We start from the raw sequence: 24,584 nt of genomic DNA on the forward strand, positions 1-24,584 counted from the left end.
CGCGCCCCGGGCGTGTGGGGGCGCGGGGTGCCCCCCCGGGGGGGGGCCCCCCGGGCGGTGGGGGGGGGCGGGGGGGGGGGCGGGGGGCCCCCCCCCCCCCCCCCCGGCTCTTTCATGATCTGGCGGGAGGGGCCGGGAGAAGGCCACGGCAGGGGGCTGCGACCTCGTCCCGCCGGCGTCCGCCGTGGCGATGCGACGCCCCGGCCTGTCATGATGTCGACCTGAGGGACCGTCACGCCTTCGGCTGCTGCTGGGTGATGCAGTGGATGCCGCCGCCGTTGGCGAAGATCTCGCGGGCGTCGACCAGTTCGACCGTGCGGCCGGGGTAGGCCGCGCCGAGGACGGCGGCGGCCTCCTGGTCGCGCGGGTCGTCGAAGGCGCAGAGCACGACGACGCCGTTGGCGACGTAGTGGTTGATGTACGAGTAGTCCACCGGCTCGCCGTCCTCGTCCGACAGGACGGTGGGGGCGGGCAGTTCGATGACCTCCAGCTGTCGGCCCCGGGCGTCCGTGGCGGAGCGCAGGATCGCCACCAGCTCCCGGCACACCTCGTGGTCGGGGTGCGACGGGTCGGGCTGGACGTGGGCGACGACGACGCCCGGGCGGACGAAGGCGGCGACGATGTCGATGTGGCCGCGGGTGCCGAACTCGTCGTAGTCGCGGGTGAGTCCGCGCGGCAGCCAGATCGCCTTGGTGGTGCCGAGGAAGGCGTGCAGCTCGGCCTCGACCTCCTCCTTCGTCCAGTCGGCGTTGCGGCCCTCGCCGAGTTGGACGGTCTCGGTGACCAGGACGGTGCCCTCGCCGTCGACGTGGATGCCGCCGCCCTCGTTGATGAGCCGCGAGGCGAACCGCCGGACACCGGTCAGTTCGCCGATGTGCTCGGCGACGTGCTGGTCGTTCTCCCAGCGGGCCCAGGACTGGGCGCCCCAGCCGTTGAAGATCCAGTCGGCGGCGGCCAGGCCGCCCTTGCCGTCGATCAGGAAGGACGGGCCGATGTCGCGCATCCAGGCGTCGTCCAGCGGGCGCTCGACGATCTCGACCTCCTCGGCGACGTACTTGCGCGCCTCCGCCGTCCCGCCCGTGTTGACGACCAGGGTGACCGGCTCGTACCGGACGACAGTGTTGGCGACCGCGGCCCAGGCCTCGCGCGCCGCGTGCAGGTGCTCGGGGGTGTCGAAGGTCGGGTTGTCGGTGGGGAACGCCATCCAGGTGCGGTCGTGCGGGTGCCACTCGGCGGGCATCCGGTAGCCGAGCGAGGCGGGGGTGGGGGTGGTCATCGTCGTGTTTCCTTGCGGGGCGGGTGAGGGTGGCCGGGGGGAGGGGGAGTCGGGTCGGAGGTCGGTCAGAGGAAGTAGAGGCGGCTGAGCGAGACGCTGTCGGCGGGCTCGGAGCGCAGCGGGGAGCCGTCGAGCGAGACCAGGCCGGTCTCGGTGACGTCGACGCGGCCGATCCTGGCGTTGCGGACCATGTCGCGCGGACCGATGCCGCGGGTGTTGCGGACGCCGACGCGTCGGCGTCGGGTGGGCAGGCCGTCGGCGGCCTTGTCGAGGTAGGCGCCGTCGGCGGCGGCCTGGGAGACGAAGGCGACGGAGAGGTCGGCGGCGGTGGCGCCGTGGGCGCCGAACTGGGGCCCGAGGACGAGGGGTTCGCAGCGGTCGGTGGAGGCGTTGGGGTCGCCGACGACGCCGTAGGCGGGGAAGCCGGCCTTGAGGACGAGCTGGGGCTTGGCCCCGAAGTGGTCGGGGCGCCAGAGGACGATGTCGGCGAGCTTGCCGACCTCGATGGAACCGACCTCGTGGGCCAGGCCGTGGGCGATGGCGGGGTTGACGGTGAGCTTGGCGATGTAGCGCAGGACGCGTTCGTTGTCGTCGCCGCCCTCGGTGGTGCCGTAGGAGCCGGTGCCGTCGAGGGGGCCGAGCTCGGCCTTCATCTTGCCGGCCATGGCGAAGGTGCGGCGGACGGTCTCGCCGGCGCGGCCCATGCCCTGCGCGTCGGAGGAGGTGATGCCGATGACGCCGAGGTCGTGCAGGACGTCCTCGGCGCCCATGGTGCCGGCGCGGATGCGGTCGCGGGCCATGGCGGCGTCGCCGGGGAGGTCGACCTTGAGGTCGTGGGCGGAGACGATCATGCCGAAGTGCTCGCCGAGGGCGTCGCGGCCGAAGGGGAGGGTCGGGTTGGTGGAGGAGCCGATGACGTTGGGGACGCCGGCCATCTTGAGCACGTTGGGGACGTGTCCGCCGCCGCAGCCCTCGATGTGGAAGGCGTGGATGGTGCGGCCGTCGAGGACCCTGAGGGTGTCCTCGACGGAGAGGCACTCGTTGAGGCCGTCGGTGTGCAGGGCGACCTGGACGTCGTACTCCTCGGCGACGCGCAGGGCGGTGTCCAGGGCGCGGGTGTGGGCGCCCATGTCCTCGTGGACCTTGAAGCCGGAGGCGCCGCCCTCGGCGAGGGCCTCGATCAGGGGGGCCGGGTCGGAGGAGGAGCCGCGGCCGAGGAAGCCGATGTTGACCGGCCAGGCGTCGAAGGCGTTGAAGGCGTGCCGCAGGGCCCAGGGCGAGTTGACGCCCACTCCCCAGACCGGGCCGAACTCCTGGCCGATGACGGTGGTGACGCCGGAGGCGAGCGAGGCCTCCATGATCCGCGGCGAGAGCAGGTGCACGTGGGTGTCGATGGCGCCCGCGGTGGCGATCATGCCCTCACCCGAGACGATCGTCGTCCCCGTCCCGACGACCACGTCGACGCCGTCCAGGGTGTCCGGGTTGCCGGCCCGGCCGATCGAGGCGATCCGGCCGCCGATCAGGCCGATCGAGGTCTTCCGGATGCCCTGGACCGCGTCGATCACCAGGACGTTGCTGATCACCACGTCGCAGGTGTCGCGGACGGCGGCGGGCTTGAGGTGCAGGCCGTCGCGGGCGGTCTTGCCGAAGCCGGCCAGGAACTCGTCGCCCGGCGCCTGCGAGTCGGACTCGACCCGGACGATCAGGCCGGAGTCCCCGAGCCGGACCCGGTCCCCTGCGCGGGGGCCGTGGACGGCGATGTAGTCGTGCGGGGTGATGGCGGTCACGACTCGACCTCCGCATCGTCGAAGCCGGTCAGGTATCCGGTGGCGCGGGCCTTGGCCAGCGCGGCCTCCTTGGCGCCGGGCGCGTCCAGCGGGCCGTCCACCAGGCCCGCGAAGCCGATCGCGACCCGGCCGCCGCCGATCGGGACGAGGCCGACCTCGACGGTGGCGCCCGGGTCGAAGCGGACCGAGGAGCCCGCCGGCACCGCGAGGTGGGTGCCGTAGGCGGCGGCCCGGTCGAAGGCCAGCCGGGGGTTGGCCTCGAAGAAGTGGAAGTGCGAGGTGACCGAGATCGGCACCCCGGAGGTGTTGTGGACGGGCAGGACGACGGTCTCCTCGACCGGGTCGTAGCCCGCGCCGTCGCCGGCCAGCGCGCCGCCGGGGGCCTCGTCGCCGAGCGAGCCGGCGCCCCGGAACGGGTCGTTGACCACGGCGAGACGGGTGCCGTCGTCGAAGACCGCCTCGACCTGGACCACGGTGACCACGTCGGGCACGCCGGGCAGGACGTCGTCGGCGCCGAGGACCGAGCGGCCGGCCTCGACGGCCTCGGCCAGGCGCCGGCCGTCGCGGGCTGCCTCGCAGACGGTGTCCGCGATCAGCGCGGTGGCCTCGGGGATGTTGAGGCGCAGGCCTCTGGCACGGCGGGCGCGGGCCAGCTCGGCTGCTGTGAAGATCAGCAGCCGGTCCCGCTCGGTGGGGGTCAGTCGCACGGTTCCTCGCTCGCGGTCGCCGGGGAGGGTGGGTGGGGCGGTGGGCGGTGGGGCCGGGGTTCCTGGGGGAGCTGGGGTTCCTGGGGGAGCTGGTGAACGTGGTTCCGGAGGGAAGTTAGAACGCCGTTCAAACATCCCGGGTCATTGAACCCGGACCCGGCCACCCTGTCCAGCGTTGCCGCTCGGGCGGCGTTCGGCTCGCCGGGAGCCGCCATCGGGCCCGGCGTGTCGCCGACGCGGCCGGGCGGCGGGCCTCGAAAGCGGACCGTATGCTTCGCAAACCTGTCCGGTGCGGGCAGTTGGATCACGCAGAAAGCCCCGTGCCCCTTTCACCCCAGGTGATCGCCCGTGCACTGTTCCAAATGCCGAAAGGTGGGCATGAGGATGGGTGGTCAGAACCACGGGGCCACCCGACCGGCGGGGGATCCGGCCCGGGGGTCCGGAGCGAGGGCGGGGGCAGGAGTGATGGACGGTCAGTCGCGATTCCCGCGACAGCGGACGGGTTCGGGGGGCGCCTTCCGGCCCACGGGTCACGGCGGTACGGCGACCCCGGCGGGCGCCGGCCCGGCAGGTGCCGGTTCGGTGGGCGCGGCCGGCGCCGCGCTGCAGGGCGTACCGGCACCGGGGTGTGCACTGCACCGCCGGCTCCACCTGGCGGTGGAGGCGGCCGACCTGGTCGCCGTCGGCGCGGTCCGCCGGCGGCTGCGTGCGGCCCTCGGGCACTGGGGGGTGCCGGAGCTGGCCGACACGGCCGAGCTGCTCTCCTCCGAGCTGGTCACCAACGCACTGCAGCACACCAGTCAGGGCGCCGTCTTCGACGCGGTGCTGACCGCCGACCTGCGGCTGCGGATCGAGGTCCAGGACGCCGCCGCCCGGCTGCCCGGTCGCCGTCGCGACCCGGAGGCCGAGTACGCCACCTCGGGGCGCGGGCTGGTGCTGGTCGAGGCGCTGGCCGACTCCTGGGGCGTTCAGCTGAGAGGGGACGGCAAAGTCACCTGGTTCGAGCTGGCCTCGGCCGCGGCCTGACGCGGCCGAACACTGTTCGCTGTCGAACGATGCCCTGAAGTGAAGGGCAAAGCCAAGATTTCCGGCCCGTTGCCATTGCCGCTGGGCCGAACATTGGCCAGGATGGTGGGAATGTGTGTCCACGTGCGAGGAGCGGCGGGGAATTCTCACCTCGACTGACCGTCGCCCGTCGGCACCGAGCCACCGAGCACCACCCATCACACCGCCATGCGGCCCGTCCGGACGGTCGGCGCGGTCCGCCACGGCAGCGGCAGGAGCAGCATGCCCACAGAGCCCGAGTCACCGGGGCCGGCCCTCCCGCCCGGCTCGTCCACGACCGGGTCGGGCCGGACCAGACCCCCCGCCCAGGCGGCCCGGCGGCACGCGCTGCGCACAGCTCCCGGCCTGGCCGCCGGCCGCCTCGCGCCGATGCTCTCCGGTGGCCTGCCGGTCGTCCAGAGCGACTCCACGCCGGACTGGCTGGAACCGGCGATGGCCGCCAACGGCATCGGCTCCTTCGACTGGGACATCCGCCGCGACGTCCTGGAGGGCGACCAGCGGGCCTGCACGATCGTCGGCCTGGACACGGCGGACAAGAGCCGGTTCGACCGCACCTCCGCCTCCTTCCTGGCCCTGCTCCACCCCGAGGACGCCCCCGTGGTGCGCCGCCGCGTCGAGCGCGCCGTCGCCGAGCTGGGCCAGTGCGGCGCCTACTACCGCACGGTCGGCCCCAGCGGCACCATGCGGGCCGTCCGGTTCCGCGGCCGCGTCCTCGCCGACGCCTTCGGCCGTGCCTCCCGGATGGTCGGCTTCGTCTGGGACGCCACCGTCGAGCTGCACAAACGCGACCGCGCCGACCGGATGGCCCTGCTGCGCGAGGAGCGCTCCCGCTTCATCAAGGAGGCCGCCCGCGCCCTCTCCGAGGCCGTCACCGTCCGAGACGTCGCCCGGGTCTTCACCGAACTGCCGCTGCCCGGCCTCCCGCCGGACGGCCTGGTGCTCGCCGCCTTCGAGGCCGGCCGGGTGCAGATCCTCGGCGCCTCCGGCTACCGGGCCGAGGAGCTCGCCGGCTACGACCGCTCGGTGCTGCCGCAGACCCACCCGGCCGCCGAGTCCCTGCGCAACCGCTCGCCGGTCTTCTGCGCCAGTCGCGAGGAGTACCGCGAGCGCTACCCGGAGGTCTGGGAACAGACCCGGCGGACCAGCCGCAGCTCCTGGGCCTTCCTGCCGCTGGTGGCCAGCGGCCGGGCGATCGGCGTCTGCGTGGTCAGCTTCGACGACGACCGCCAGCTGGACGCGGACGAGCGCACCCTGCTCTCCACCCTCGGCGGGCTGGTCGCCCAGTCCCTGGCCCGGGCCCGGCTGCACGACGCCGAGCACGAGCTGGCGGCCGGCCTCCAGCGGGTCATGCTCCCGCGCACCGTCCCCTCGGTGCCCGGCGTCACCACCGCCGTCCGCTACCTGGCGGCCGGCTCCGGCCTGCAGATCGGCGGCGACTGGTACGACGTCGTCCCCCTGCCCGGCGGCCACGTCGGCCTTGTGATCGGCGACGTCCAGGGCCACGACGTGCACGCGGCCGGCATCATGGGCCAACTGCGGATCGCGCTGCGCGCCTACGCCGCGGAGGGCCACCCGCCCGCCGCGGTGATGGCCCGGGCCTCCCGGTTCCTCGCCGACCTCGACACCGACCACTTCGCCACCTGCACCTACGCCGAGGTCAACGTCGACTACGGCGTCGTCTACGCCGTCCGGGCCGGCCACCTCGACCCGGTGGTCCGGCGCGCGGACGGCACCGCGGCCAGCGTGCCGGTGGCCGGTGGACTGCCGCTGGGCATCGCCCCGGACGAGGAGTACCGGGTCACCCGGTTCAGCCTCGACCCGGGCGAGACCGTGCTGCTCTGCACCGACGGACTGGTCGAGTCACGCGGCATGGACCTCGACGAGGGCGTGGCCCGGCTCACCGCGGTGCTCGCCGAACCGCTCGCCGACCCCGCGCGGGCCGGCCGCGACCCGTTGGAGGTCCTGGCCGACCGGATCGCCTCCCAGGCCGCCGACTCCAGCGAGCGCGAGGACGACATAGCGCTTCTGCTGCTGCGCTGGGACGGCCCCGAGGGCGGCCTGGCCGCGCAGCAGCTGCGCCGCCGGATCGGGCAGGCGGACCTCGCCCGGATCTCCGAGGTCCGCGCCGAGCTGCGCGACGCGCTGCGCCGCTGGGGAGTGGCCGAGCTGATCGACACCGCCGAGCTGCTCACCTCCGAGCTGGTCACCAACGCGATCCGGCACACCGACCGCGACGCGATGTTCACCGCCCGGCTCTACCGGGAGCCGGCGGCGGACGGCGGCCGGGCCAGGCTGCGGGTCGAGGTCGAGGACGAGTCGGACCTCTGGCCGACCCGCCGTACGCCGGGCGAGCAGGCCTCCTCGGGGCGCGGGCTGATGCTGGTCGAGGCGCTGGCCGACGGCTGGGGCGTGGAGCCCCGGGGGTCGGGCAAGCGGATGTGGTTCGAGATCACGGCGACGGCGACCGCCGCCGCCGGGGCGACGGCGGGCTGACCGGCGGCCGGGCCGGCGGCCGGGCCTGCGCCCGGCGGCGGCCCGGCCCCGGCCCGGGAACCCGTCGGCCCGCGGGCCGACGGGTCGGCCGACCCGTGGGTTCGCGGGCGCGCAGCTCCCCGGCGCCTCAGCCGAACTGCTGTTCCAGGTCCTTCAGCTTGCGCTCCAGCGAGTCCAGCCGGGGCAGGGCCACGGTGTCCTCCTCCGTCGTCAGGTCGATGGTGCGCCGTTCCGGGCGGGCCGGGAGGCCCGGCTGCGCCGGTGTCCCCTCGGCGGCCGCGCCCTCGACCGCTCCGGCCCCGTCGGTGCCGCCGGGGCCGCCCGCTATGGCGGACTCCGGGCCGGGTTCCAGCTGCCGGGCCCCCGACGACGAGCCGCCGCTGCGCTGGCGCCAGACACTGTGGGTGCGGTTGATCGCCCGGATCTCGGCCCGCTCGCGACGTCCGGCGAGTTTGCGCCGCTCCTTCTCCAGGGCGTTCTCGCGCTTGTCCTCGCGGACCTCGTCGACCGCCTCGTCCAGGCTCCGCACGCCCTCCAGCAGCATCAGGGACCAGGCCGCGTAGGTCTCGCGCGGAGCGCGCATCCAGCGGACGATCCGGATCTGCGGCAGAGGGCGGGGGACGAGTCCCTGCTCGCGCAGGGCGGCCCGGCGGGTCTGTTTGAGGGCCCGGTCGAACAGCACGGCGGCCGAGAGCGACATCCCCGCGAAGAACTGCGGGGCGCCGGCGTGGCCGAAGCCGCGCGGGGCGTGCACCCAGTTGAACCAGGCCGAGGCGCCCGCGAAGAGCCAGACCAGCAGGCGGGAGCCGAGCGCGGCGTCGCCGTGGCTGGCCTCGCGGACGGCGAGTACGGAACAGAACATCGCCGCGCCGTCGAGACCGAACGGGACCAGGTACTCCCACCCGCCGGAGAGGTTGAGGTTCTGCACCCCGAAGCCGACCAGCCCGTGGAAGGACAGCGCGGCGGCGACGGCTGCGCAGCAGAACAGCAGCGTGTACGAGGCCCCGCCGTACAGGGACTCCTTGCGGCGGCGGCGTTCCTCGGAACGCTCCCAGGAATCCTGGCCACCCGATCCGGTGGTGGATCCCCGACTCCGGACCAGGGCCACCAGCAGGGCGCTGACCAGCAGCACCGCAACGCCGGTGACGGCCCAACCAAGCGGTATGTCGGACAATTTCATCGCCTGGACCAGCCTCGCTTTCCTGCGTCGCAATTCCTGCGTCGTGATGGCGGGGACCATCATGACCGATGCTCGGCCCGAGAATGGCTGATTTGCCGTCAATGCGCTGACGAGAGGGATTTCTGGCGGGGGATAAGTCGCATCGTCATATGAATTCCGGGCGGGTGTCTCCCGGAATTCCGCCCCCGACCCGTTCCGCGCCGGGAGGAGTGCCGTCAACCTCGCGTGACGCGGGGACAGCCCGCGCACATCGCCTTGGCCTCGACGGTGTACACGAGGCAGCAACTGGCCCGGCAGCGGTCGAAGTGCACTGCGGAGCCGGACGCGGGGCCGGTGAATCCGGCGCCCGGCGTGAAGGGCGCGCACTCCGGCGCCGGGCGCGCGTCCTGTAGGCCCGGCGCGAGCAGCGCGGACAACTCGGCCCGGGCGCGCTCCTCCTCGCCGAACAGCCCGGCGGCGTGCCAGAGGCTCTCGACCGCGGCGTCCGTCGCCATCGCCCAGAGCGTGCGCGGACCGCGTCGCACCTCCGGCCGGAAGGCCGCCAGCAGCGGGGTCAGGAAGTCGGCCAGGGCGATGCGCAGTTCGCCGGCCAGCGCCGCCTCGTCGGGCACCGTGCGGGCGGTGTGACGGCGCACGGCGCACGGCGTCTCGGCCGCCGTGCCCGCCGTGTCCGGCGCTTCCGGTCGGGCCGTCGCGCCGCCCGGGGCGGCCGCCGGGTCGTCGGGCAGGCAGACGAAGGCGCCCGGACGGACCGTCAGCTCGCCGGTGCGGCGACGGATCGAGATGTCGGCGGGGGTGAGCAGCGGCACCCGGCGCTCCAGGAACCACGGCAGGGTGAACAGCAGCGAGACCGGCCAGACGAAGCGGTGCAGGCCGAACCCGGCGGCCACGTCCGGACGCAGTGGCCGCCCGTACCGGGCCAGGCCCTGCCGGGCGTCGTGGGCGATCAGTTCGCGCAGTGCCTCCGGGTGGGTCAGGAGGTCGGCCCCGGCGATCCAGCCCCGGCCGGTGCGCGGCGGGGCGCAGTGCACCCGGAGTGCCGGCAGGAGCTCGCCGAGCCGCCGGTAGGCCGCGGCGCCCGGGGCGGTGCTGCCCGGGGCTGCGGCGCCCGGGACGGTGGTGCCCAGGACGGCGGTGCTGTCGGCTCCCGGGTCGGTGCAACCCGCAGCGCCGGGTGCGGTGGTGACGGGCCGTGACGGCGGTAGGGCGAGTGCCGCTTCGACGGCGGCGGAGGCGCGCGGCGCGGGGCCGGGCCGGGTGCTGCTCACGGTCATGGTGCGGGCCCCATCGGGTCGACCGGAGCCCGTGCCGGACCGCCCGGTCCCGCGCCCGGCGGGGGCGTCCGTCGTCGAAGCACCCCGGGTGCCCTCGCCGTCGTTGCGCCCTGCGTCTGGGCCCGGCCGGACGTAGGCCTGGCGGAGCCCGGGAACGGCAAGGCGAACCTGGCCGGGTCACTGCTCGACCCGGCCAAGTTAGGCTCACCTTAGCTGATCGGTCCCTGGGCCTGCCTTCCGATGCGTCCGTCCGGGGGAGCGCCCGGCGTGCGCGCCGCGCTCAGCTGGCGCGCGAGCCATACCGGAACACCCCCGAGCGCCTTCACCAGCCGGGCCGCCTCCGCCCGGAGCCGGGCGGCCTCGGCCGGTTCGGAGACCTCGGCCAGCGCCGCCAGCGCGGGCGCCACCCCGACCGTGAAGCCCAACTGCTCGCGGAGCCGGAGCGAGGCCTCGAACCCCTCGCGGGCCCGCTCGCGGTCGCCGGCGGCCAGGGCCAGGGCCGCCAGGTGCCGCCAGGTGGAGGAGCGCAGCAGGTCGTCCCCGCGCTCGCCCGCGCCGTCGTGCGCCCGGCGGTAGGCGATCCAGGCCGCCGTCGGGTCGCGCAGCAGGTTCTCCGCGACCAGCCCCCGCCGGAAGTCCAGCAGCGGACGGCCCGGTGCGTCCGGCGGCAGCAGTGCGGACGTGCGCCCGAGCGCCGCCTGTGCCTCGTCGAGCCGGTCCCGCGCACTCAGCACGCTGGCCGCGTACGCCAGGAAGCCGCGTGCGCAGGCCGCCGCCGCGCGCTGTTCGGTGGAGGTCGCCCCGGCCTCGGCGAGCCGCAGCGCCTGTTCCGCCTGGGACCAGTTCGCTGCGGTGAACAGGCATTGTTCGATCAGGAGTTCGGCTCTGGCCAGCGCCGCTGTCGGATCTCGTTCGGCGGCCGGGCGTAACAGCTCCGCGGCCTCCCGCCAGCACGCCCGGGACCGCAGCCGCCACACGGTGTCCCCCGGCTCCTGGGGTGCGGTCGCCCGCCCCCGCCCGTCCCGGCCGCTCGGGCCCCATCCGTGCTCCGACAACGCCACCTCCTTGTGCGCGCCATCCAGCAGGACGCGGACCCTGCCCCTCGTGGCATGACACGCCCCCGGGCCCGCGCTGTGGCGGCAATTCAACACGGGGGCGAGCTTGTGCACCAGATCACGAGCGGAGGTTGTTGCGCTCGGGCGGGTTTTCGTCTAAACGATCAGCGGTCGGCGGGTCGGGTCCGAACGGGGGCTCAGGACGTCCAGCCGGTCTCCATCAGGGCCTCGGCGGCGCCGTTGGCGGGCTGCGGCACCCCCGCCAGGTCCAGGCTGAACAGGGCCACCAGCAGCTGCTCCCCGCGCACCGTGGCCTGGTGCGAATAGCCCGCAAGAGTGAACATCGCGGCGGCCATCTCCTCGGCGTGCAGGGTCTGCAGCCAGAGGCACTCCACCGACTTCACGTCCGCCGGTTCGGTCCAGGTGTCCACCTGGGCGACCATCCGGCTGCCCAGCAGCGTCACCCCGTCGCGCTCCTGAGCCTCGGTCAGCTCCAGGTCGTCGAAGCCCAGCCACTCCAGGTAGCGGGCGGCGGTGAACACCGCGTCCTGCGAGGTCCGCACCGGGTGCGGACGGAACGGCGCCCGCCGCCGCCACGGCGTGGCGGGGCCGCTCGCCCCTGCGGTCGGCGCCGGGGCGGGCGGCGCGTCCAGCGGCTGGGTCGGCCGCGCCGGGTACGGGTGGGAGGCGCGGGGTCCGGCGGCGGCGCTCAGCGGCCCGGTGGACGCGCCGCCGCCCAGCCGGGTGGTGCGGTCCACCGGGAGCCGGACGGTGGCCCCGCAGTTGCAGGTGAACTCGGGCTGCGGCCACTGGTCGGAACGGCCGCAGTGCGGGCAGCGCATGTTCAGCCAGGAGTCCTCCCAGGACCGGAACCGCACCTGCACCGGCACGCCCCCGCGCAGCAGCGGCACCTTCAGCGAGGCTCCGCACGGGCAGGGCAGCGACGGCGGCTCGTACAGGTGCTCGCGCCGGCAGGCGGGGCAGCGGATCGCCCGGGCGCCACCCCCGGTCCCCGGCCCGCGGCCGGCCGGGTCGTGTCCGGTGAAGTCGTCGGGCAGTCCGGCCATCGCGGGCACCGTCCGTTCGAATCGGGGAGGAGGGACGGGTCCCATGCTCCCCGAAACCCGCGGACCGCGGCGCGGAATGAGGCAATCCTCAGGGAGGAATCAGGGGTGTGCGCTCGATTCCTCGGCGGGGAGGAGGAGGGCGGTTCCACCCCGGAGGGGGATCCGTTCGAAGAAGAGCGGTACCCGCGTCACCCCGCACCCCAACGGGCGAGGTCGGCAGGCGTGTCCAGGTCGTCCGGAGTGGCGACATCGGCGCACTCGACGAGCGTGATCCCCTCGGCGTGCGCCGCCAGCAGAGCCCGCGCGCCCGCGTCCCCGACCGCCCCCGCCGTCACCTCGGCGAAGTACCGGGCCCCGATCAGCACCGGGTGCCCCCGCCGCCCGCCGTACGCCGCCGCGGCCAGCTCCGCGCCCGCCCGGTGGGCCGCCAGCAGCCGGGCCACGGCCGCCGCGCCCACCCCCGGCGTGTCCACCAGCATCACCAGCACGGCCCGGGTCGGCGACGGCAGCGCGGCCATCCCGGCCCGCAGTGAGGAGCCCATGCCGGACTCCCAGTCCGGGTTGGCCACCAGCCGGCAGCCCGGAAGGTGCGCCGTCGACCGGACCCGCTCCCCGGCCGCGCCCAGCACCACCGTCACCTCCCGGCAGCCGCCGGCCCGCACCGCCGCCACCGCGTGCTCCACCAGCGGCCGTCCCCGGTACGGGACCAGTGCCTTCGGCCGCCCGCCCAACCGTCGCCCGCCGCCCGCCGCCAGGACCAGCGCGGTGACCGCGTCCTCGTTCTGCATGCGTCCAGCCTGCCGGTCCGGCAGGGCGGCCCGCAGCACCGGCGGGTGACCCTTGGACGAAGCCACAACCGGGGCGGGTGCCGGGCGCCCGCGGCCCGGCGGTTCGGCCGCTGGAGTTTCCGCGCCGACCCCCCTGTACTGGGCCGATGAACTCCGCACCGCGCCCGCTGGTGGACCGCTTCGGCCGGGTCCACACCGACCTGCGGGTCTCCCTCACCGACCGCTGCAACCTGCGCTGCACCTACTGCATGCCGGCCGAGGGCCTCGCCTGGCTGCCCGGGGCCGAGCTGCTCGGTGACGACGAGGTGGTCCGGCTGGTGCGGATCGCGGTGCGCCGGCTCGGGATCAGGTCCGTCCGCCTCACCGGCGGCGAACCGCTCCTCCGGCGCGGCCTGCCCGGCCTGGTCCGGCGGATCGCCGCGCTCGGACCCGAGGTGTCCCTGACCACCAACGGCATCGGACTGGCCCGCACCGCCGCGGAGCTGAAGTCCGCCGGGCTGCACCGGGTCAACGTCAGCCTGGACACCCTGCGGCCCGAGCGGTACGCCGCGATCACCCGCCGCGACCGGATCGCCGACGTGTTCGCGGGCCTGGCCGCCGCGCGGGACGCCGGCCTCGCCCCGGTCAAGGTCAACGCGGTGCCGGTGCGCGGTGTCAACGACGACGAACTCGTCCCGCTGGTGGAGTTCGCCGCCGAGCACGGCTACCGGATGCGGTTCATCGAGTCCATGCCGTTGGACGCCCAGGGCGCCTGGGACCGGGCCCGGATGGTCACCGCCGACGAGATCCTGGCCGCGCTCGGTACCCGTTGGGAGCTGCTGCCGACCGGCCGGGCCGCCGGGGCGGAGGGGGCGGGGCCCGCCGGGGCCGGTCGGCGCGGCACCCCGCCGGCGGAGGAGTGGCGGATCGCCGGGACGGACACCGTGGTCGGGGTGATCGCCTCGGTGACACGGCCGTTCTGCGGCGGCTGCGACCGCGTCCGGCTCACCGCCGACGGACAGTTGCGCAACTGCCTCTTCGCCACCGAGGAGTCGGACCTGCGCGCACTGCTCCGCGAGGGGGACGGCGGCGGTCACGGGGGCGGCGGTGGGGACGACGAAGGTGACGCCCGCATCGAGGCCGCCTGGCGCGCCGCGATCGCCGGGAAGGGGCCGGGCCACGCCATCGGCGCCGCCGGGTTCGTCCGGCCGGCGCGCCCGATGTCGGCGATCGGCGGCTGAGCGGCACCGGCCCCGGCCGGCGGGCTCGGCCCCTGCCGTGTCGACGGTGCGGGCGTCGCCTGCGTGGTCCGCGCCGGCCCTTCCGGGCGCGCCCTTCCGGGTGTGACCTTCGACATGATCGAAATGCTCCGTGTTGTGCCCCCTTGACCGGGTGTGGGGCGGCTGGTCTGCTGGTGCGCCGTCAGTCGCCCGCCACCTGGGGAGTCCTCCGTGCCCGCCCGTCGCACCGCTCTGTCCGCCGCCACCGTCTTCCTGATATCCGCCCTGGCGCTGACCGGCTGCTCCGGCGCCGGGAAGCGGGCCGCCGACGCGGCCTCCGCGGGGGCGGGATCCCCCGGGGCGGCGGGCGCCGCCGGCCCGGGCACCAGCCCGCTGCAGAACCCCGACGGCACCAAGCCCGGTCTGGGACCGCTGACTTCGCCCGAGGAGCTGAGCGCCGGCCGGGAGCTGATAGCCAGGGTGGCCACCGCCAGGACCGGCTCGAAGGACGGATACGACCGCGACGAGTTCGGCCCGGCCTGGACCGACAACGTGGACGGCGTCCCCGGCGGCCACAACAAGTGCGACACCCGCAACGACCTGCTGGCCCGGGACGGCACGGCGGTCGAGCGCAAGGACGGGTCCTCCTGCGTGGTCACCTCGATGACCATCCACGACCCGTACACCGGCAGGACGGTGCAGTGGTCCAAGCAGCAGGCCTCGAAGATACAGATCGACCACGTGATGCCGCTCTCCTACGACTGGCAGATGGGTGCGGCCACGTGGGACAAGGCCAAGCGGGTGCAGATCGCCAACGACCCGCTCAACCTGATCCCGGCCGACGGCTCGCAGAACGCCTCGAAGGGCGACTCCGGCCCGTCCGCCTGGCTGCCCGCCGCGCCGGAGATCCGGTGCGCGTACGCGGTGCGGTTCGCGCAGGTGTCGTTGAAGTACCGGCTGCCCGTCACGGAGGCGGACAAGACGGCCATGCTGCAACAGTGCGGCGGATGACGGGAGCTGATGAGCCGTGGCCGGTCGGTCGGGCGGTCGAGCGGCGGCCCGGCCGGGCGGGAGAGTGGGCGGGCGCGTGACCGCTGAGCGGCAGGTGCGTGGCTGAGGAAACGATTCCTCTTGGTTCGCCGGACTTTGTCCCAGCGCCACGGACGCCGGAGGGTGGGGGCGAGATGATCAGTGTGATGACCGGATGATATTCGTGTGCGGTGCACTCGATGATCACCCGGTTCTCCCGCGGCGCCCTTCCCGCCGTCGCCGTAGCCGCCCTGCTGGCAGGCTGCACCAGTTCGGCCGGATCCACCGACGCGGCCTCCGGCACGCCGTCCCCCGTCGTGACCGCGACGCCGACCCCGGCGGACACCCCCAGCCCCACGCCGACCCCGACCCCGACGGTCAAGCCCACGGGCCAGGCGGATCCGGCACTCCAGCCGTTCTACGGTCAGCAACTCGGCTGGGCGGCCTGCAAGGACGACCCGAAGACCGACAAGCTCGACGAGTCGGCGGTGCAGTGCGCCACCCTCAAGGTGCCGCTCGACTACGCCAACCCGGCGGGCGACACCATCGACGTCGGGATCGTCCGCAGCCCCGCCGGCAAGCCGGACCAGCGGATCGGCTCCGTCCTCGTCAACCCCGGCGGTCCGGGCGGCTCCGGCGTCGGCTTCCTCCAGCGCAACCCCAAGCAGTTCCAGGGCGCCGTGGGCGAGCGCTACGACACCGTCAGCTTCGACCCGCGCGGCGTCGGCCTCACCGCCCCGGTGAACTGCCTCGACGACAAGGCCCGCGACGGATGGGTCACCACCGACGCGCTCGGCGTCGACCACGGCAAGGTCCTCGCCGACGCGTGCCAGGCCAAGTACGGCAAGGTGCTGCCCTTCCTCGGCACCCGCAACACCGTCCGCGACATGGACGTGCTGCGCGGCGCGCTCGGCGACCAGAAGCTGACCTACTTCGGTCTCTCCTACGGCACGTACGTCGGCGCCCTCTACGCGGAGGAGTTCCCGGACCGCGTCGGCCGGCTCGTCCTCGACGGCGCCGTGGACCCGTCCATGCCGCTGCTCCAGCACAACATCGCCCAGTACGCGGCCTTCGAACGCTCCTTCAAGGACTTCTCCGCGGCCTGCGCGAAGAAGGACCAGTGCCCGATGGGCAAGGACCCGGCCAAGGCGGCCGAGAAGCTCGCCGACTTCCTCGACGGCCTCAAGCAGAAGCCGCTCACCACGGCGAGCGGGCGCACCCTCACCGCCAACGCGGCCTGGGTCGGCATCATCGACGGGCTCTACGGCGGCCAGCCGAGCTGGGACTCCCTGCGCAACGACATCGGCTGGGCGATGCTCCGCGGCAAGGGCGACTACCTGCTCGCCCGCGCCGACAGTTCCAACCGTCGCGACAAGGACGGGCACTACATCGTCTCCGCCGACGCCTACACCGCGATCCACTGCGCCGACGGTGCGACCAACGTCGCCGCCGGCGCCGAGCTGGAGGCCGCGTACGCCGACCTGGCCGCCAAGGCCCCGCTGATCACCCGGCACGAGCCGGACACGGCGCTGTTCGACCCCGACTGCCGGACCTGGGCCTTCCGTTCGGCCGAGAAGGCGCACCCGATCGCCTCGAAGAGCGCGTCCACCATCGTCGTGGTCGGCTCCACGGGCGACGCGGCCACGCCGTACGCCTCGGCAGAGAAGCTCGCCGCCCAGCTGGGCAACGCCGTCCTCCTGACCCGCGACGGCGACGGGCACACCGGCTACGGCTGGAGTGCGTGCATCCGCACCTCGGTGGACGCCTTCCTGCTCGACGGCACGGTGCCCGCCGCCGGGACGCGTTGCGCGACCGACACCGCGGGATGACCTGATCCGACGCGCGCGCGGGGCGCGTCACGGCGGCTCGGGATCCGAGTGCCGTGGCGCGCCCCTGCTGTGTCGTGCTCGGTGCCCGCGGGCGCCCTCCGGTGCCCGGTGGGTCAGGAGGTGGGCGGCTGGGTGAGGTCGTAGACGGTCGAGCCGCCGACCGTCCGGGCGGTGTAGTGGCTGGTGACCCAGCTCTCGATCTGTGCGGTCGGCGAATCCGCCGATCCGGGGCCGCTCGGGCCCGCGGTGCCCGCGGTCGGGGCGCCGGGGCCACTGCCGTTGGCGTCCGTGCCGTCGGGCGAAGTGCCGTCAGGTGTCGTGCCGTTCGGGGCCGTGCCGCCTGCGCCGTCTGTGCCGCCTGCGCCCTCGCCGTCCGCGCCCGTACCGCCTGCGCCTGCGCCCGTGCCGACCGTCCGGCCCGGGCCGCCGCTGCCGGCGATGAACCAGTGCACCTTGCCCTCCTTCACGTACTGCTGGAAGGCGCTCAGCGTGAGCGACGGGTCGGTGCTGTTGAAGCCGCCGAGCGCCATCACCGGTACCCCGGAAGCCAGTTGGTAGCTGGCGGCGTTCTGCGAGCCGCTGGTCGCGGCGGCCCAGCGGTAGCGGTCGGCGTCCTGCTTCAGCAGGGCGGCGGCCTCGTCGCTCACCTTGGCACCGTTGAGCAGCCCGCCCATGCCGCCGGGGCCGCCCATGACGCCGTAGACCGACTGGCCACCGCCCGGCAGGCCGCCGGTGCCCTGGCCGCCGCCCGGCCGGTTGCCCCGGCCGCCCTGCGGCGGGGTGCCCGGACCCCCGCCCTGGCCGCCGCCCTGCGGGGGAGCGACCTGCTGGCCGTTGATCCAGAACATCCCCTCGCCGCCCGGCCCGCCACCGGGCCCGCGTCGCATCGCGCCCGGTCCGAACCCGCCCGCGACCGCCGGGCCGGCCGTCACGATCGAGCCGGTGTGCGCGGTGTTGACGGTGTCCACCGCGTACGCCGCCGGACCGCCCAGCGCCGCCGCGGCACCCGCCAGACCGGCCACGGTGGTCAGCCGCCCGGCGAGCCGGTGGCCCTGACGCCCGTTCCTCGGAGCGCCGTTCACGCCGTTCACACCGTGCGCGTCGTCCGCCCCGGGACCGCCGTCGCCGTGCGCGCCGCCGCCCTGTGCGTCCGGCGCGTCCTGTACGCCCCGGGCGCTCTCACGCGGTGCGAGCCGGGCGGCCAGCGGCCCGGCCGCCGCCAGCGCGACCGCCGACACCAGCCCGCCGACCAGCACCGTCCAGCGCAGCCAGGGCAGGAAGTCGGAGCTCCGCCCGAGCAGGACGAACGCCCAGGACACCGTGACCGCCAGCGTCCCGGCCAGGACGGCCGCGTACGGCAGCCGGTGCCGCGCCCGCCAGAGCCCGTCCACGCCCATGCCGACCAGGGCCGCGACCGCCGGGGCCAGCGCCACCGTGTAGTACTCGTGGAAGATCCCCGACATGAAGCTGAAGGTCAGCGCCGTGCAGACCAGCCAGCCGCCCCAGACCAGGAAGGCCGACCGCGCGGTGTCCGTCCGGGCGTACCGGCGGGTCGCCCAGAGGCCGAACAGCAGCAGGACGAGCGCGGCCGGCATCAGCCAGGCGATCTGCCCGCCGATGTTGCCGTCGAACATCCGGGTGATGCCGGTCTCGCCCCAGCCGCCCCCGCCGCGCACGGTCGGAGCGCCGCCGGCGGGCGCCTCCATCCCGGCCGGGAAGCGGGCCCGGTTGCCGCCGCCGACGCTGCCGGTCTCGTTGCCGTTGAGCCGGCCGAGGCCGTTGTAGCCGAAGGTGAGGGAGAGGAAGCTGTTGTCCTGCGAACCTCCGACGTACGGGCGGGCCGAGGCCGGTACCAGCTCGACCACCGCCACCCACCAGCCGCCCGCGACCACCATCGCCAGCCCGCCGGCCAGCAACTGCCGGACCCGCCGCCAGAGTCCGGTGGGCGCCACCACCAGGTAGACCACCGCGAAGCCGGGGAGCACCAGGAACGCCTGCAGGGTCTTGGTGAGGAACGCCAGCCCGAACATCGCCCCGGTGAACACCAGCCACCGGGTGCTCGCGGTCTCCGTCGCCCGCACCAGCCCGTACGCGGCCAGGGTGAGCAGCAGCACCAGCAGGGCGTCCGGGTTGTTGAAGCGGAACATCAGCGCCGCCACCGGGGTCAGGGCCAGGGCGACGCCGGCCAGGAGCCCGGCCAACGGGGAGAAGCGGCGGCGCACCGTCGCGTACAGGGTGGCGACGGTCGCGACGGCCATCAGCGCCTGCGGGGCCAGCACCGACCAGGAGGAGAGCCCGAAGACACGGGCCGAGAGCGCCATCGGCCAGAGCGCCAGCGGCGGCTTGTCGACGGTGATGAAGTTCCCGGCGTCCGAGGAGCCGTAGAAGAAGGCCTTCCAGCTCTCGCTGCCGGCCTGCACGGCGGCCGAGTAGAAGGCGTTGGCCCAGCCCGAGGCGGACAGGCCCCAGAGGTAGAGGACGGCGGTCGCGGCCAGCAGCGCGAGCAGGGCGGGCCGGACCCAGCGCGGGTCCTCCGCGCGCCCGCGCCAGGTCCGGGCCGGCAGGGTCCGCAGGCGGTCGGCCCAGGATGCCGGGCCCTTCGGCCCGACGGGCGGCAGCGGGAACTCGGGGTAGAGCGGGGGCTCGGCGGGCCGCGCCTGCGGGACGTCGGCGGCGGGGCCGGCCGGCCCCGCCGGTCCGGCGGGCGGAAGCTGCGGCGGCGGGTAGTTCGCGGCCTCCGGCCAGGGTTCGCCGGCCGGCGGGGAGAAGCTGGTCGTGGTCATGGGCGCTACGTTCGGGCGCCCGGCTGAGAGAAGGGTGAGACGGGAGTGTGAGCCGCCTGTGATCCTCGCGGGATCACTCGTTCGGGCGGTCCGTGCGCGGTGCGCCCGCGCCGTCCGCTACGCCCTAGGCGGGCTGGGGCATCGTCAGGTGCTTGCCCAGCCACTCCAGGGCGGGCGGGATCTCCCTGGTCCAGGTGTGGAAGTTGTGCCCGCCGGTGTCCAGGGTGATGGTGGAGAGCTTGGTCGGCGCCTTGAAGGAGTCGACCATCGCCTGGGTGCCCTCGTAGTTGTTCTCGTCGTAGCTGGTGGCGAGCAGCAGGGCGACGGGCTCGGCGGGCTTGTTCTTCAGCCGCCAGACGAGGTCGTTCTCCTGCTTCAACCGGTCGTTGCCGCCGAACAGGTCGCCGGTGGTCTCGTCGATCGGCGCGGTGTAGTAGCCGGAGAGCGAGATCGCCGCCCGGTAGACGTCGGGCTTGCGCAGCGCGAACTTGAGCGCGCAGTAGCCGCCGGTCGAGTTGCCGATCACCGCGCGGTTGGCCGGGTCGGTGCCGATCCGGTAGTTGCCGGCCAGGGCCTTCGGCAGGTCGCTGGTGAAGAAGGTCTCCACCTGCGGGCCGCCGGGGACGTCCATGCACTCGGTGTCCCGGTTGCCGACCAGCGTCGGGCGCATCAGCACCAGGACGGTCGGCGGCAGCTTCTTCTCCTCGATCGCGGTGAGGGCGGACGCCGGGTACTGCATCAGCGTGATGAGCTTCTCCGCCGAGCCGGGGTAGCCGGCCAGCACCAGGGCCATCGGGAACTTCCGCTGCGCGTACTCCGGCTGGAAGTACTGCGGCGGCAGGTAGACGTAGGCGTCGCTGCTCAGGCCGCTCGCGGTTCCCCTGACGGCGACCTCCTGGATCAGCCCGGAGCGGTCGCGGGCCGAGCCCTGCGCCGAGTACATGCTCTTCTCGCCGGTGACCGAGAGGGACGCGGCGGCGTTCGGCTGGTGGTCGACGACCGTGCCGGGCTTGCCGTTGGTGCCCAGCAGGTCGCTCCAGGAGCTGTAGAAGCCGAAGTAGCCGTTGGCGATCAGCCCCATGGCGGCCAGGACCGTGACCTGGGTGGCGAGGAACGCCCCGATCCGCCCCGACCAGGCCCTGAGACCGTTCCCGCCGAATCTCGGCCAGAGCCACATCGTGGCGGCGAAGACGCCGATCGCGACGACGGAGGCGATGATCTGGAGGGGCATTCCCGTGAGGCTCAACACGAGCCGATCGTAGTTGACCCGGAGGTCCGGCCCGCGCGCCCCCTGTGCGCTCCCTGTGAGATTCTGTGCGCCGCCTGTGCGCCCTGTTGACCGCGTCTCATCGGGTCGGGATCATGTGCGCGGGGATTGCAGAGTGCACGGAGCGTGCACGAGAGAGCACCGAGAGAATTCCGGGGGAGCGGCATGAGGTCCGTGACCAAGATCGGCCTGGCGGTCGGTACCGCATTGCTGCTGACGGCCTGTTCCGGCGGCAGCTCGAAGAGCTCCGGCAGTTCGGACGCCGCGGGGGGCCGCACCGAGAGCTCCCGGTCCGCCACTCCCACTCCCACGCCGACCCCCACGCCGACGCCGACTCCCACCAAGCCCCCGTACGGCCCGGTGCTGGCCGGCTACATCGACCCGGTCAACGCCGCCCTGGCCAAGCTCAACCCCGCCGGGAGCCTCGACGCCTTCGCCCTCTCGCTCCAGGAGGCGGCCACCGCGGCCAACTCCGCCAGCAGCGGGCTGGGCCTGTCCGGCGAGCCGGACACCGTCACCACCGTCCGGCGCCAGCTGGTGACCGCGCTCTCCCAGCTGTCCACGGACCTGACGAAGGTGCGCACCGACATCAAGGGGAAGGGCGTCTGCACCACGACCTCGGCCTTCGCCTCGGTCGGCCTCTCCGAGGGCCTCAAGGGGGTGCCCGCCGCGCTCGCCCAGATGACCGCCGCGGGCTACCCGACGACCTTCAACGTCCCGCAGACCCCGCAGCTGCAGGCCCGCTCGCTCGACAACGGCACCATGATCCGCAAGGGCCGCCTGCGCGGCGAGGGCGGGCTGGAGGTCGACAACACGGGTGGCAGCTCCGACTCGGTCGTGACGCTCTCCCAGAACACCAAGGCGGTCCACTCGCTGTACGTCGGCAAGGGGAAGAAGGCGTCGATCGACGGCATCGAGGACGGCACCTACGAGGTCTTCTTCTCCGACGGCGTCGACTGGGACACCTCGCTGAAGATGTTCACCCAGAACTGCTCCTACACGAAGTTCGACGACACGCTGTCCTACGAGACCGGCCGGACGGCCACCACGTGGTCGATCACGCTGACCGCGAAGGTCGGCGGGAACGCCAAGACCAGCGACGTGGACGAGGAGACCTTCCCGCAGCCGTGACCGGGGCTGCCCTCCGCCGGGCCGGCGGAGGGCGCTTCCCCTCCCGGCGTGCTCGGCCGCTCCGCTGCCCGGGCGACTGCCTCCGGTCTGCCCGCCGATCCGTCGTCCGTCTGCCCGGCGGGCTGCCCTCCCACGATCCCGCCCCCCTGCCCCCCGCCTCCCTGCCTCCCCGCCCGTCAGGGGGCGAAGGTCGGGAGCAGGGTGCGGGCCACCGTTTCGACCGGCGGGACGAAGCGGTCGGCGTCGTCGCCCAGCAGGTAGTGGTAGAGCGCGCGCTGGTGAGCGGCGCCGATCAGGAGCAGTGCGCCGGTGACCGGGTCGAGCCCGGCGGCGAGGCGTCCGGCCGCCTGGTGGACGCGCAGCGCGTCGCCGACCGGCCGGAGCGCGAGGTGCGGTCCGATCTCGCCGCCGTGCGCCACGAGGAGGTCGCGCAAGGTGCGGCCGGACTGCATGGCGCCGAGGATCGGCATGATCCGCCGGTAGAAGTCCTCCAGCCCGGTGAGCATGGCGGCGAGGTCGGCCTGGAGGTCCGGGTCGCCGGCCGGACCGCCGTCCGCCGGCGGCGCGGGCCGTTCGCCGAGGACGGCGGTGGTGTCGGCGAACACCGGCAGGTACTGTCCGATGACGGCCTGGATCAAGCCGCGCCGGTCGCCGAAGTGGTAGAAGATGCTCGACTCCGCGACGCCCGCGCGGTGCGCGATCTCCTTGGTGGACAGCGCCAGCCCGGCGTCCCCGAGCATCTCTCCGGCGGCCCTGAGCACCGCTTCCCGCGCCCCCGTCGAGGGGCGGCCCCGCCTCGCTGCCTGCGCCACTGCGGCTCCTCCGATGGTCGTCGGCCCGTCCTGGCCGAAGTCTCTTGCGAGCGATGACTCGGCTCGGGGAGAGGTTAATTAAATGATGAATCACTGGTGGGATCGACACGGCAGGTAGTCCGACTCGAAAGGGTTCGTCCACGATCCCGCCGGCGCCCTCGCGGACCCGGGACCTCCGCGCGCACCCACGCGCCCCCGCTCCCCGGTGCCTCCCCGGCGCCCCGTCGGCGCGGCCGGGCGTGCCGGCCGTCGAGCCGCGCGGCGGCGCCCGCCGGGGCACAACTCCGTTGTCGGTGGCGTGTGCCAGACTCCGCGCATGGCCCTCGAACCGCTCTCCTCCCTCACCCTTGCCGCCTGGCGCCGGCTCGACCTCGCCACCGCCACCCGCCTGGCCGCCCGCGCGGCCGACGTGGTGGGCGGTCGACCGGAGCAGGTCGAGACGGTCGAACACCTGGGCGCGCCGCTGCACCGGGTGCTGGTCGAGCGCGGGGAGCGGCTGTTCGCGCTGGTGCCGGGTGGCCGGGTCACGGTCGGGTTCGACCTGGCGGCGTGGCAGCCGTCGGCCGAACTCCTCGACTGTTACCGGGAGGAGAGCGTCAGTCAGGGCTTCGGTCTCGACGACGACCTCCGGCTCCACCTCGCCCGGTACCTCAGCCCGCACCGGACCGTGACCGTGCCGACGCTGCTGATGGCCGTCGAGGACGAGGACCTCGTCGAGCCGCTCGCCGACACCCCGGCGGCGCTGGCCGCGGAAGGGCTGCGGCTCCCGCACCCCGACGAGTGGGAGCACGCGTGCGGCGCCGGCGCCGGGACGCTCTTCCGCTGGGGCGACGAGTTCCCGCTCGACCGCGGCCCGTACCAGGACGACACCGGCCCGCACACCGGGCCGAACGCCTTCGGGCTGCGGATCGCCTACGACACCTACCGGTCCGAGATCACCAGCGACCCGGGCGCGATCCACGGCGGCGACGGCGGCGAGTCGGTCTGCGGCGGGTACGGCATCGTCCTGGAGTGGCTGCCCCTCGCCACGGCCAACCGGAACACGGAGCTGGCCGCGCTCGTGTACGGGCCGGACGGCACGGGCATGGGCGACGAGCTCTCGACCCGGCCGGTCCTCGACCTGCGCTGAGCGCGGCCGGGCCGCCGGCCCCGGCTGCTCCCGGCTCCTCGTCGAACGGCGGGACGGGCCACCGCGGTCCGGCCCGGCGCGGCCCGGCACGGCCGTCGACCGGTGTCGGGTGCCGGCCGGTGCCGAGTGCCGTCGCCGACCTCGATCGTGGCGATGCGGCGGACACGCGGTCCGGGTTTTGCTTCACTGGGAGGGTGAGCGTACTCACCGACCTGGCGCTCACCGGCGCCGTGGCCCTCGCGGCCGGATGGATCGTCGAGCGCAGGCATCTCGCGCGCGCCCGGAAGCTCGCCGGGGGCGCGACCGCCCGAGTGATGTGCATGGTCAGGAACCCTCCTCAGGAAGGGCGTTGGCGCACCGGTCGGCTGCTGATCGGGCCGGACGGGGTGGTCTGGAGGCCGGTCCGCGGGCGAGCCGGCGCGAGGCCGCTGCCGACGGGACTGCGGAAGGTCGGGATGCGGCGGACGACCTGGCGCGAACGGGTCCGGATCCGATCCGACGCGGTGGTCGTCGAGTTCGCGTCCGAGGGCGGTGAGCGCGGCGAGGACGGCGCCCTGGAGGTGGCGCTGATGCCGTATGACGTGGCCTACGTGGTGACGGCTCTGACGGGGGAGTGAATTCCGAGGCCGGGCTGTCGGCCTGCTCGCCGGCCCCGGTCGTCGGTGGCGAGCGGGCCGGAGCGGGCCGGAGCGGGCCGGAGCGGGCCGGATCGG

The 24,584-nt window shown here is 74.5% G+C and carries 19 protein-coding genes; 8 read left to right on the forward strand and 11 right to left on the reverse strand.

All coding sequences use genetic code 11. The features are described 5' to 3' along the window. Positions 1–232: 232 nt before the first annotated feature. The 3 genes from ACFWIC_RS03375 to ACFWIC_RS03385 all read right to left on the reverse strand — a co-directional run bounded on the left by ACFWIC_RS03375 (position 233) and on the right by ACFWIC_RS03385 (position 3,770). The gene (locus tag ACFWIC_RS03375) at positions 233–1,276 is read right to left on the reverse strand and encodes an agmatine/peptidylarginine deiminase (RefSeq protein WP_380515403.1); all 1,044 of its coding nucleotides are present in this window, start codon (positions 1,274–1,276) and stop codon (positions 233–235) included. Positions 1,277–1,341: 65 nt separating this feature from the next. Further along, positions 1,342–3,063 carry an urease subunit alpha gene (locus ACFWIC_RS03380; protein WP_380362936.1) on the reverse strand — a complete coding sequence of 574 codons (1,722 nt, stop codon included), beginning with the start codon at positions 3,061–3,063 and terminating at the stop codon, positions 1,342–1,344. Beyond that, complete coding sequence (locus tag ACFWIC_RS03385; protein ID WP_329881929.1) at positions 3,060–3,770, reverse strand: urease subunit gamma; 711 nt, start codon at positions 3,768–3,770, stop codon at positions 3,060–3,062. The genes ACFWIC_RS03380 and ACFWIC_RS03385 overlap by 4 nt, the downstream gene beginning before the upstream one ends. 582 nt (positions 3,771–4,352) lie before the next feature. Here ACFWIC_RS03385 and ACFWIC_RS03390 point away from each other — a divergent pair. Together ACFWIC_RS03390 and ACFWIC_RS03395 are read left to right on the forward strand one after the other, a co-directional pair. Further along, positions 4,353–4,796: an ATP-binding protein gene (locus ACFWIC_RS03390; RefSeq protein WP_329952146.1), complete on the forward strand. Its 444-nt coding sequence runs from the start codon at positions 4,353–4,355 to the stop codon at positions 4,794–4,796. 261 nt (positions 4,797–5,057) lie between these two features. Further along, entirely contained in the window at positions 5,058–7,328 is a 2,271-nt protein-coding gene (locus ACFWIC_RS03395) for a SpoIIE family protein phosphatase (RefSeq protein WP_380515408.1), read from the forward strand. Between the two features lie 127 nt (positions 7,329–7,455). Here the strand turns inward: ACFWIC_RS03395 and ACFWIC_RS03400 are convergent, their stop codons facing one another. The 5 genes from ACFWIC_RS03400 to ACFWIC_RS03420 all read right to left on the reverse strand — a co-directional run bounded on the left by ACFWIC_RS03400 (position 7,456) and on the right by ACFWIC_RS03420 (position 12,692). Then, positions 7,456–8,508, reverse strand: a complete 1,053-nt coding sequence (locus ACFWIC_RS03400) for a DUF2637 domain-containing protein (RefSeq protein WP_329881932.1) — start codon at positions 8,506–8,508, stop codon at positions 7,456–7,458. A 215-nt stretch (positions 8,509–8,723) separates the two neighbouring features. Then, positions 8,724–9,782 carry a (2Fe-2S)-binding protein gene (locus tag ACFWIC_RS03405; RefSeq protein WP_380515411.1) on the reverse strand — a complete coding sequence of 353 codons (1,059 nt, stop codon included), beginning with the start codon at positions 9,780–9,782 and terminating at the stop codon, positions 8,724–8,726. Positions 9,783–9,991: 209 nt separating this feature from the next. Beyond that, a complete protein-coding gene (locus ACFWIC_RS03410) occupies positions 9,992–10,837 on the reverse strand; it encodes a hypothetical protein (RefSeq protein ID WP_380362149.1) in 846 nt (281 codons plus the stop codon). 197 nt (positions 10,838–11,034) lie between these two features. Next, a complete protein-coding gene (locus tag ACFWIC_RS03415) occupies positions 11,035–11,904 on the reverse strand; it encodes a hypothetical protein (protein ID WP_380515414.1) in 870 nt (289 codons plus the stop codon). Between the two features lie 188 nt (positions 11,905–12,092). Then, positions 12,093–12,692, reverse strand: coding sequence for an NTP transferase domain-containing protein (locus ACFWIC_RS03420; RefSeq protein WP_380362154.1), 600 nt, complete (start codon positions 12,690–12,692; stop codon positions 12,093–12,095). 146 nt (positions 12,693–12,838) lie between these two features. Here ACFWIC_RS03420 and moaA point away from each other — a divergent pair, with 146 nt between their 5' ends. The 3 genes from moaA (at position 12,839) to ACFWIC_RS03435 (ending at position 16,749) form a co-directional block, all read left to right on the forward strand. Beyond that, on the forward strand, positions 12,839–13,912 hold the full coding sequence (gene moaA, locus ACFWIC_RS03425) for a GTP 3',8-cyclase MoaA (protein WP_380515418.1): 1,074 nt from the start codon (positions 12,839–12,841) through the stop codon (positions 13,910–13,912). Positions 13,913–14,122: 210 nt separating this feature from the next. After that, complete coding sequence (locus ACFWIC_RS03430) at positions 14,123–14,902, forward strand: HNH endonuclease family protein (RefSeq protein WP_380362158.1); 780 nt, start codon at positions 14,123–14,125, stop codon at positions 14,900–14,902. A 218-nt stretch (positions 14,903–15,120) separates the two neighbouring features. Then, positions 15,121–16,749 (forward strand): alpha/beta hydrolase, encoded by a 1,629-nt coding sequence (locus tag ACFWIC_RS03435; protein WP_380362172.1) that lies wholly within the window; start codon positions 15,121–15,123, stop codon positions 16,747–16,749. 113 nt (positions 16,750–16,862) lie between these two features. Here the strand turns inward: ACFWIC_RS03435 and ACFWIC_RS03440 are convergent, their stop codons facing one another. After that, positions 16,863–19,532 (reverse strand): ArnT family glycosyltransferase, encoded by a 2,670-nt coding sequence (locus ACFWIC_RS03440; RefSeq protein ID WP_380515422.1) that lies wholly within the window; start codon positions 19,530–19,532, stop codon positions 16,863–16,865. A 124-nt stretch (positions 19,533–19,656) separates the two neighbouring features. Beyond that, the gene (locus ACFWIC_RS03445; protein ID WP_380515425.1) at positions 19,657–20,763 is read right to left on the reverse strand and encodes an alpha/beta hydrolase; all 1,107 of its coding nucleotides are present in this window, start codon (positions 20,761–20,763) and stop codon (positions 19,657–19,659) included. A 201-nt stretch (positions 20,764–20,964) separates the two neighbouring features. On the opposite strand from ACFWIC_RS03445, the gene ACFWIC_RS03450 reads away from it, so the two are divergent. Continuing rightward, the gene (locus ACFWIC_RS03450; RefSeq protein ID WP_329881939.1) at positions 20,965–21,930 is read left to right on the forward strand and encodes a hypothetical protein; all 966 of its coding nucleotides are present in this window, start codon (positions 20,965–20,967) and stop codon (positions 21,928–21,930) included. A gap of 176 nt (positions 21,931–22,106) precedes the next feature. Here ACFWIC_RS03450 and ACFWIC_RS03455 read toward each other — a convergent pair whose 3' ends face one another. Beyond that, positions 22,107–22,742 carry a helix-turn-helix domain-containing protein gene (locus ACFWIC_RS03455; protein ID WP_329881940.1) on the reverse strand — a complete coding sequence of 212 codons (636 nt, stop codon included), beginning with the start codon at positions 22,740–22,742 and terminating at the stop codon, positions 22,107–22,109. 316 nt (positions 22,743–23,058) lie between these two features. Between ACFWIC_RS03455 and ACFWIC_RS03460 the strand changes: the two genes are divergently transcribed. Together ACFWIC_RS03460 and ACFWIC_RS03465 are read left to right on the forward strand one after the other, a co-directional pair. Beyond that, positions 23,059–23,871: a hypothetical protein gene (locus ACFWIC_RS03460; RefSeq protein ID WP_380362165.1), complete on the forward strand. Its 813-nt coding sequence runs from the start codon at positions 23,059–23,061 to the stop codon at positions 23,869–23,871. Between the two features lie 194 nt (positions 23,872–24,065). Next, positions 24,066–24,488 (forward strand): hypothetical protein, encoded by a 423-nt coding sequence (locus tag ACFWIC_RS03465; RefSeq protein ID WP_380515430.1) that lies wholly within the window; start codon positions 24,066–24,068, stop codon positions 24,486–24,488. Positions 24,489–24,584: the final 96 nt, after the last annotated feature.

The sequence above is a fragment of the Kitasatospora sp. NPDC127035 genome, from assembly GCF_042726075.1.
Classification (GTDB): domain Bacteria; phylum Actinomycetota; class Actinomycetes; order Streptomycetales; family Streptomycetaceae; genus Kitasatospora.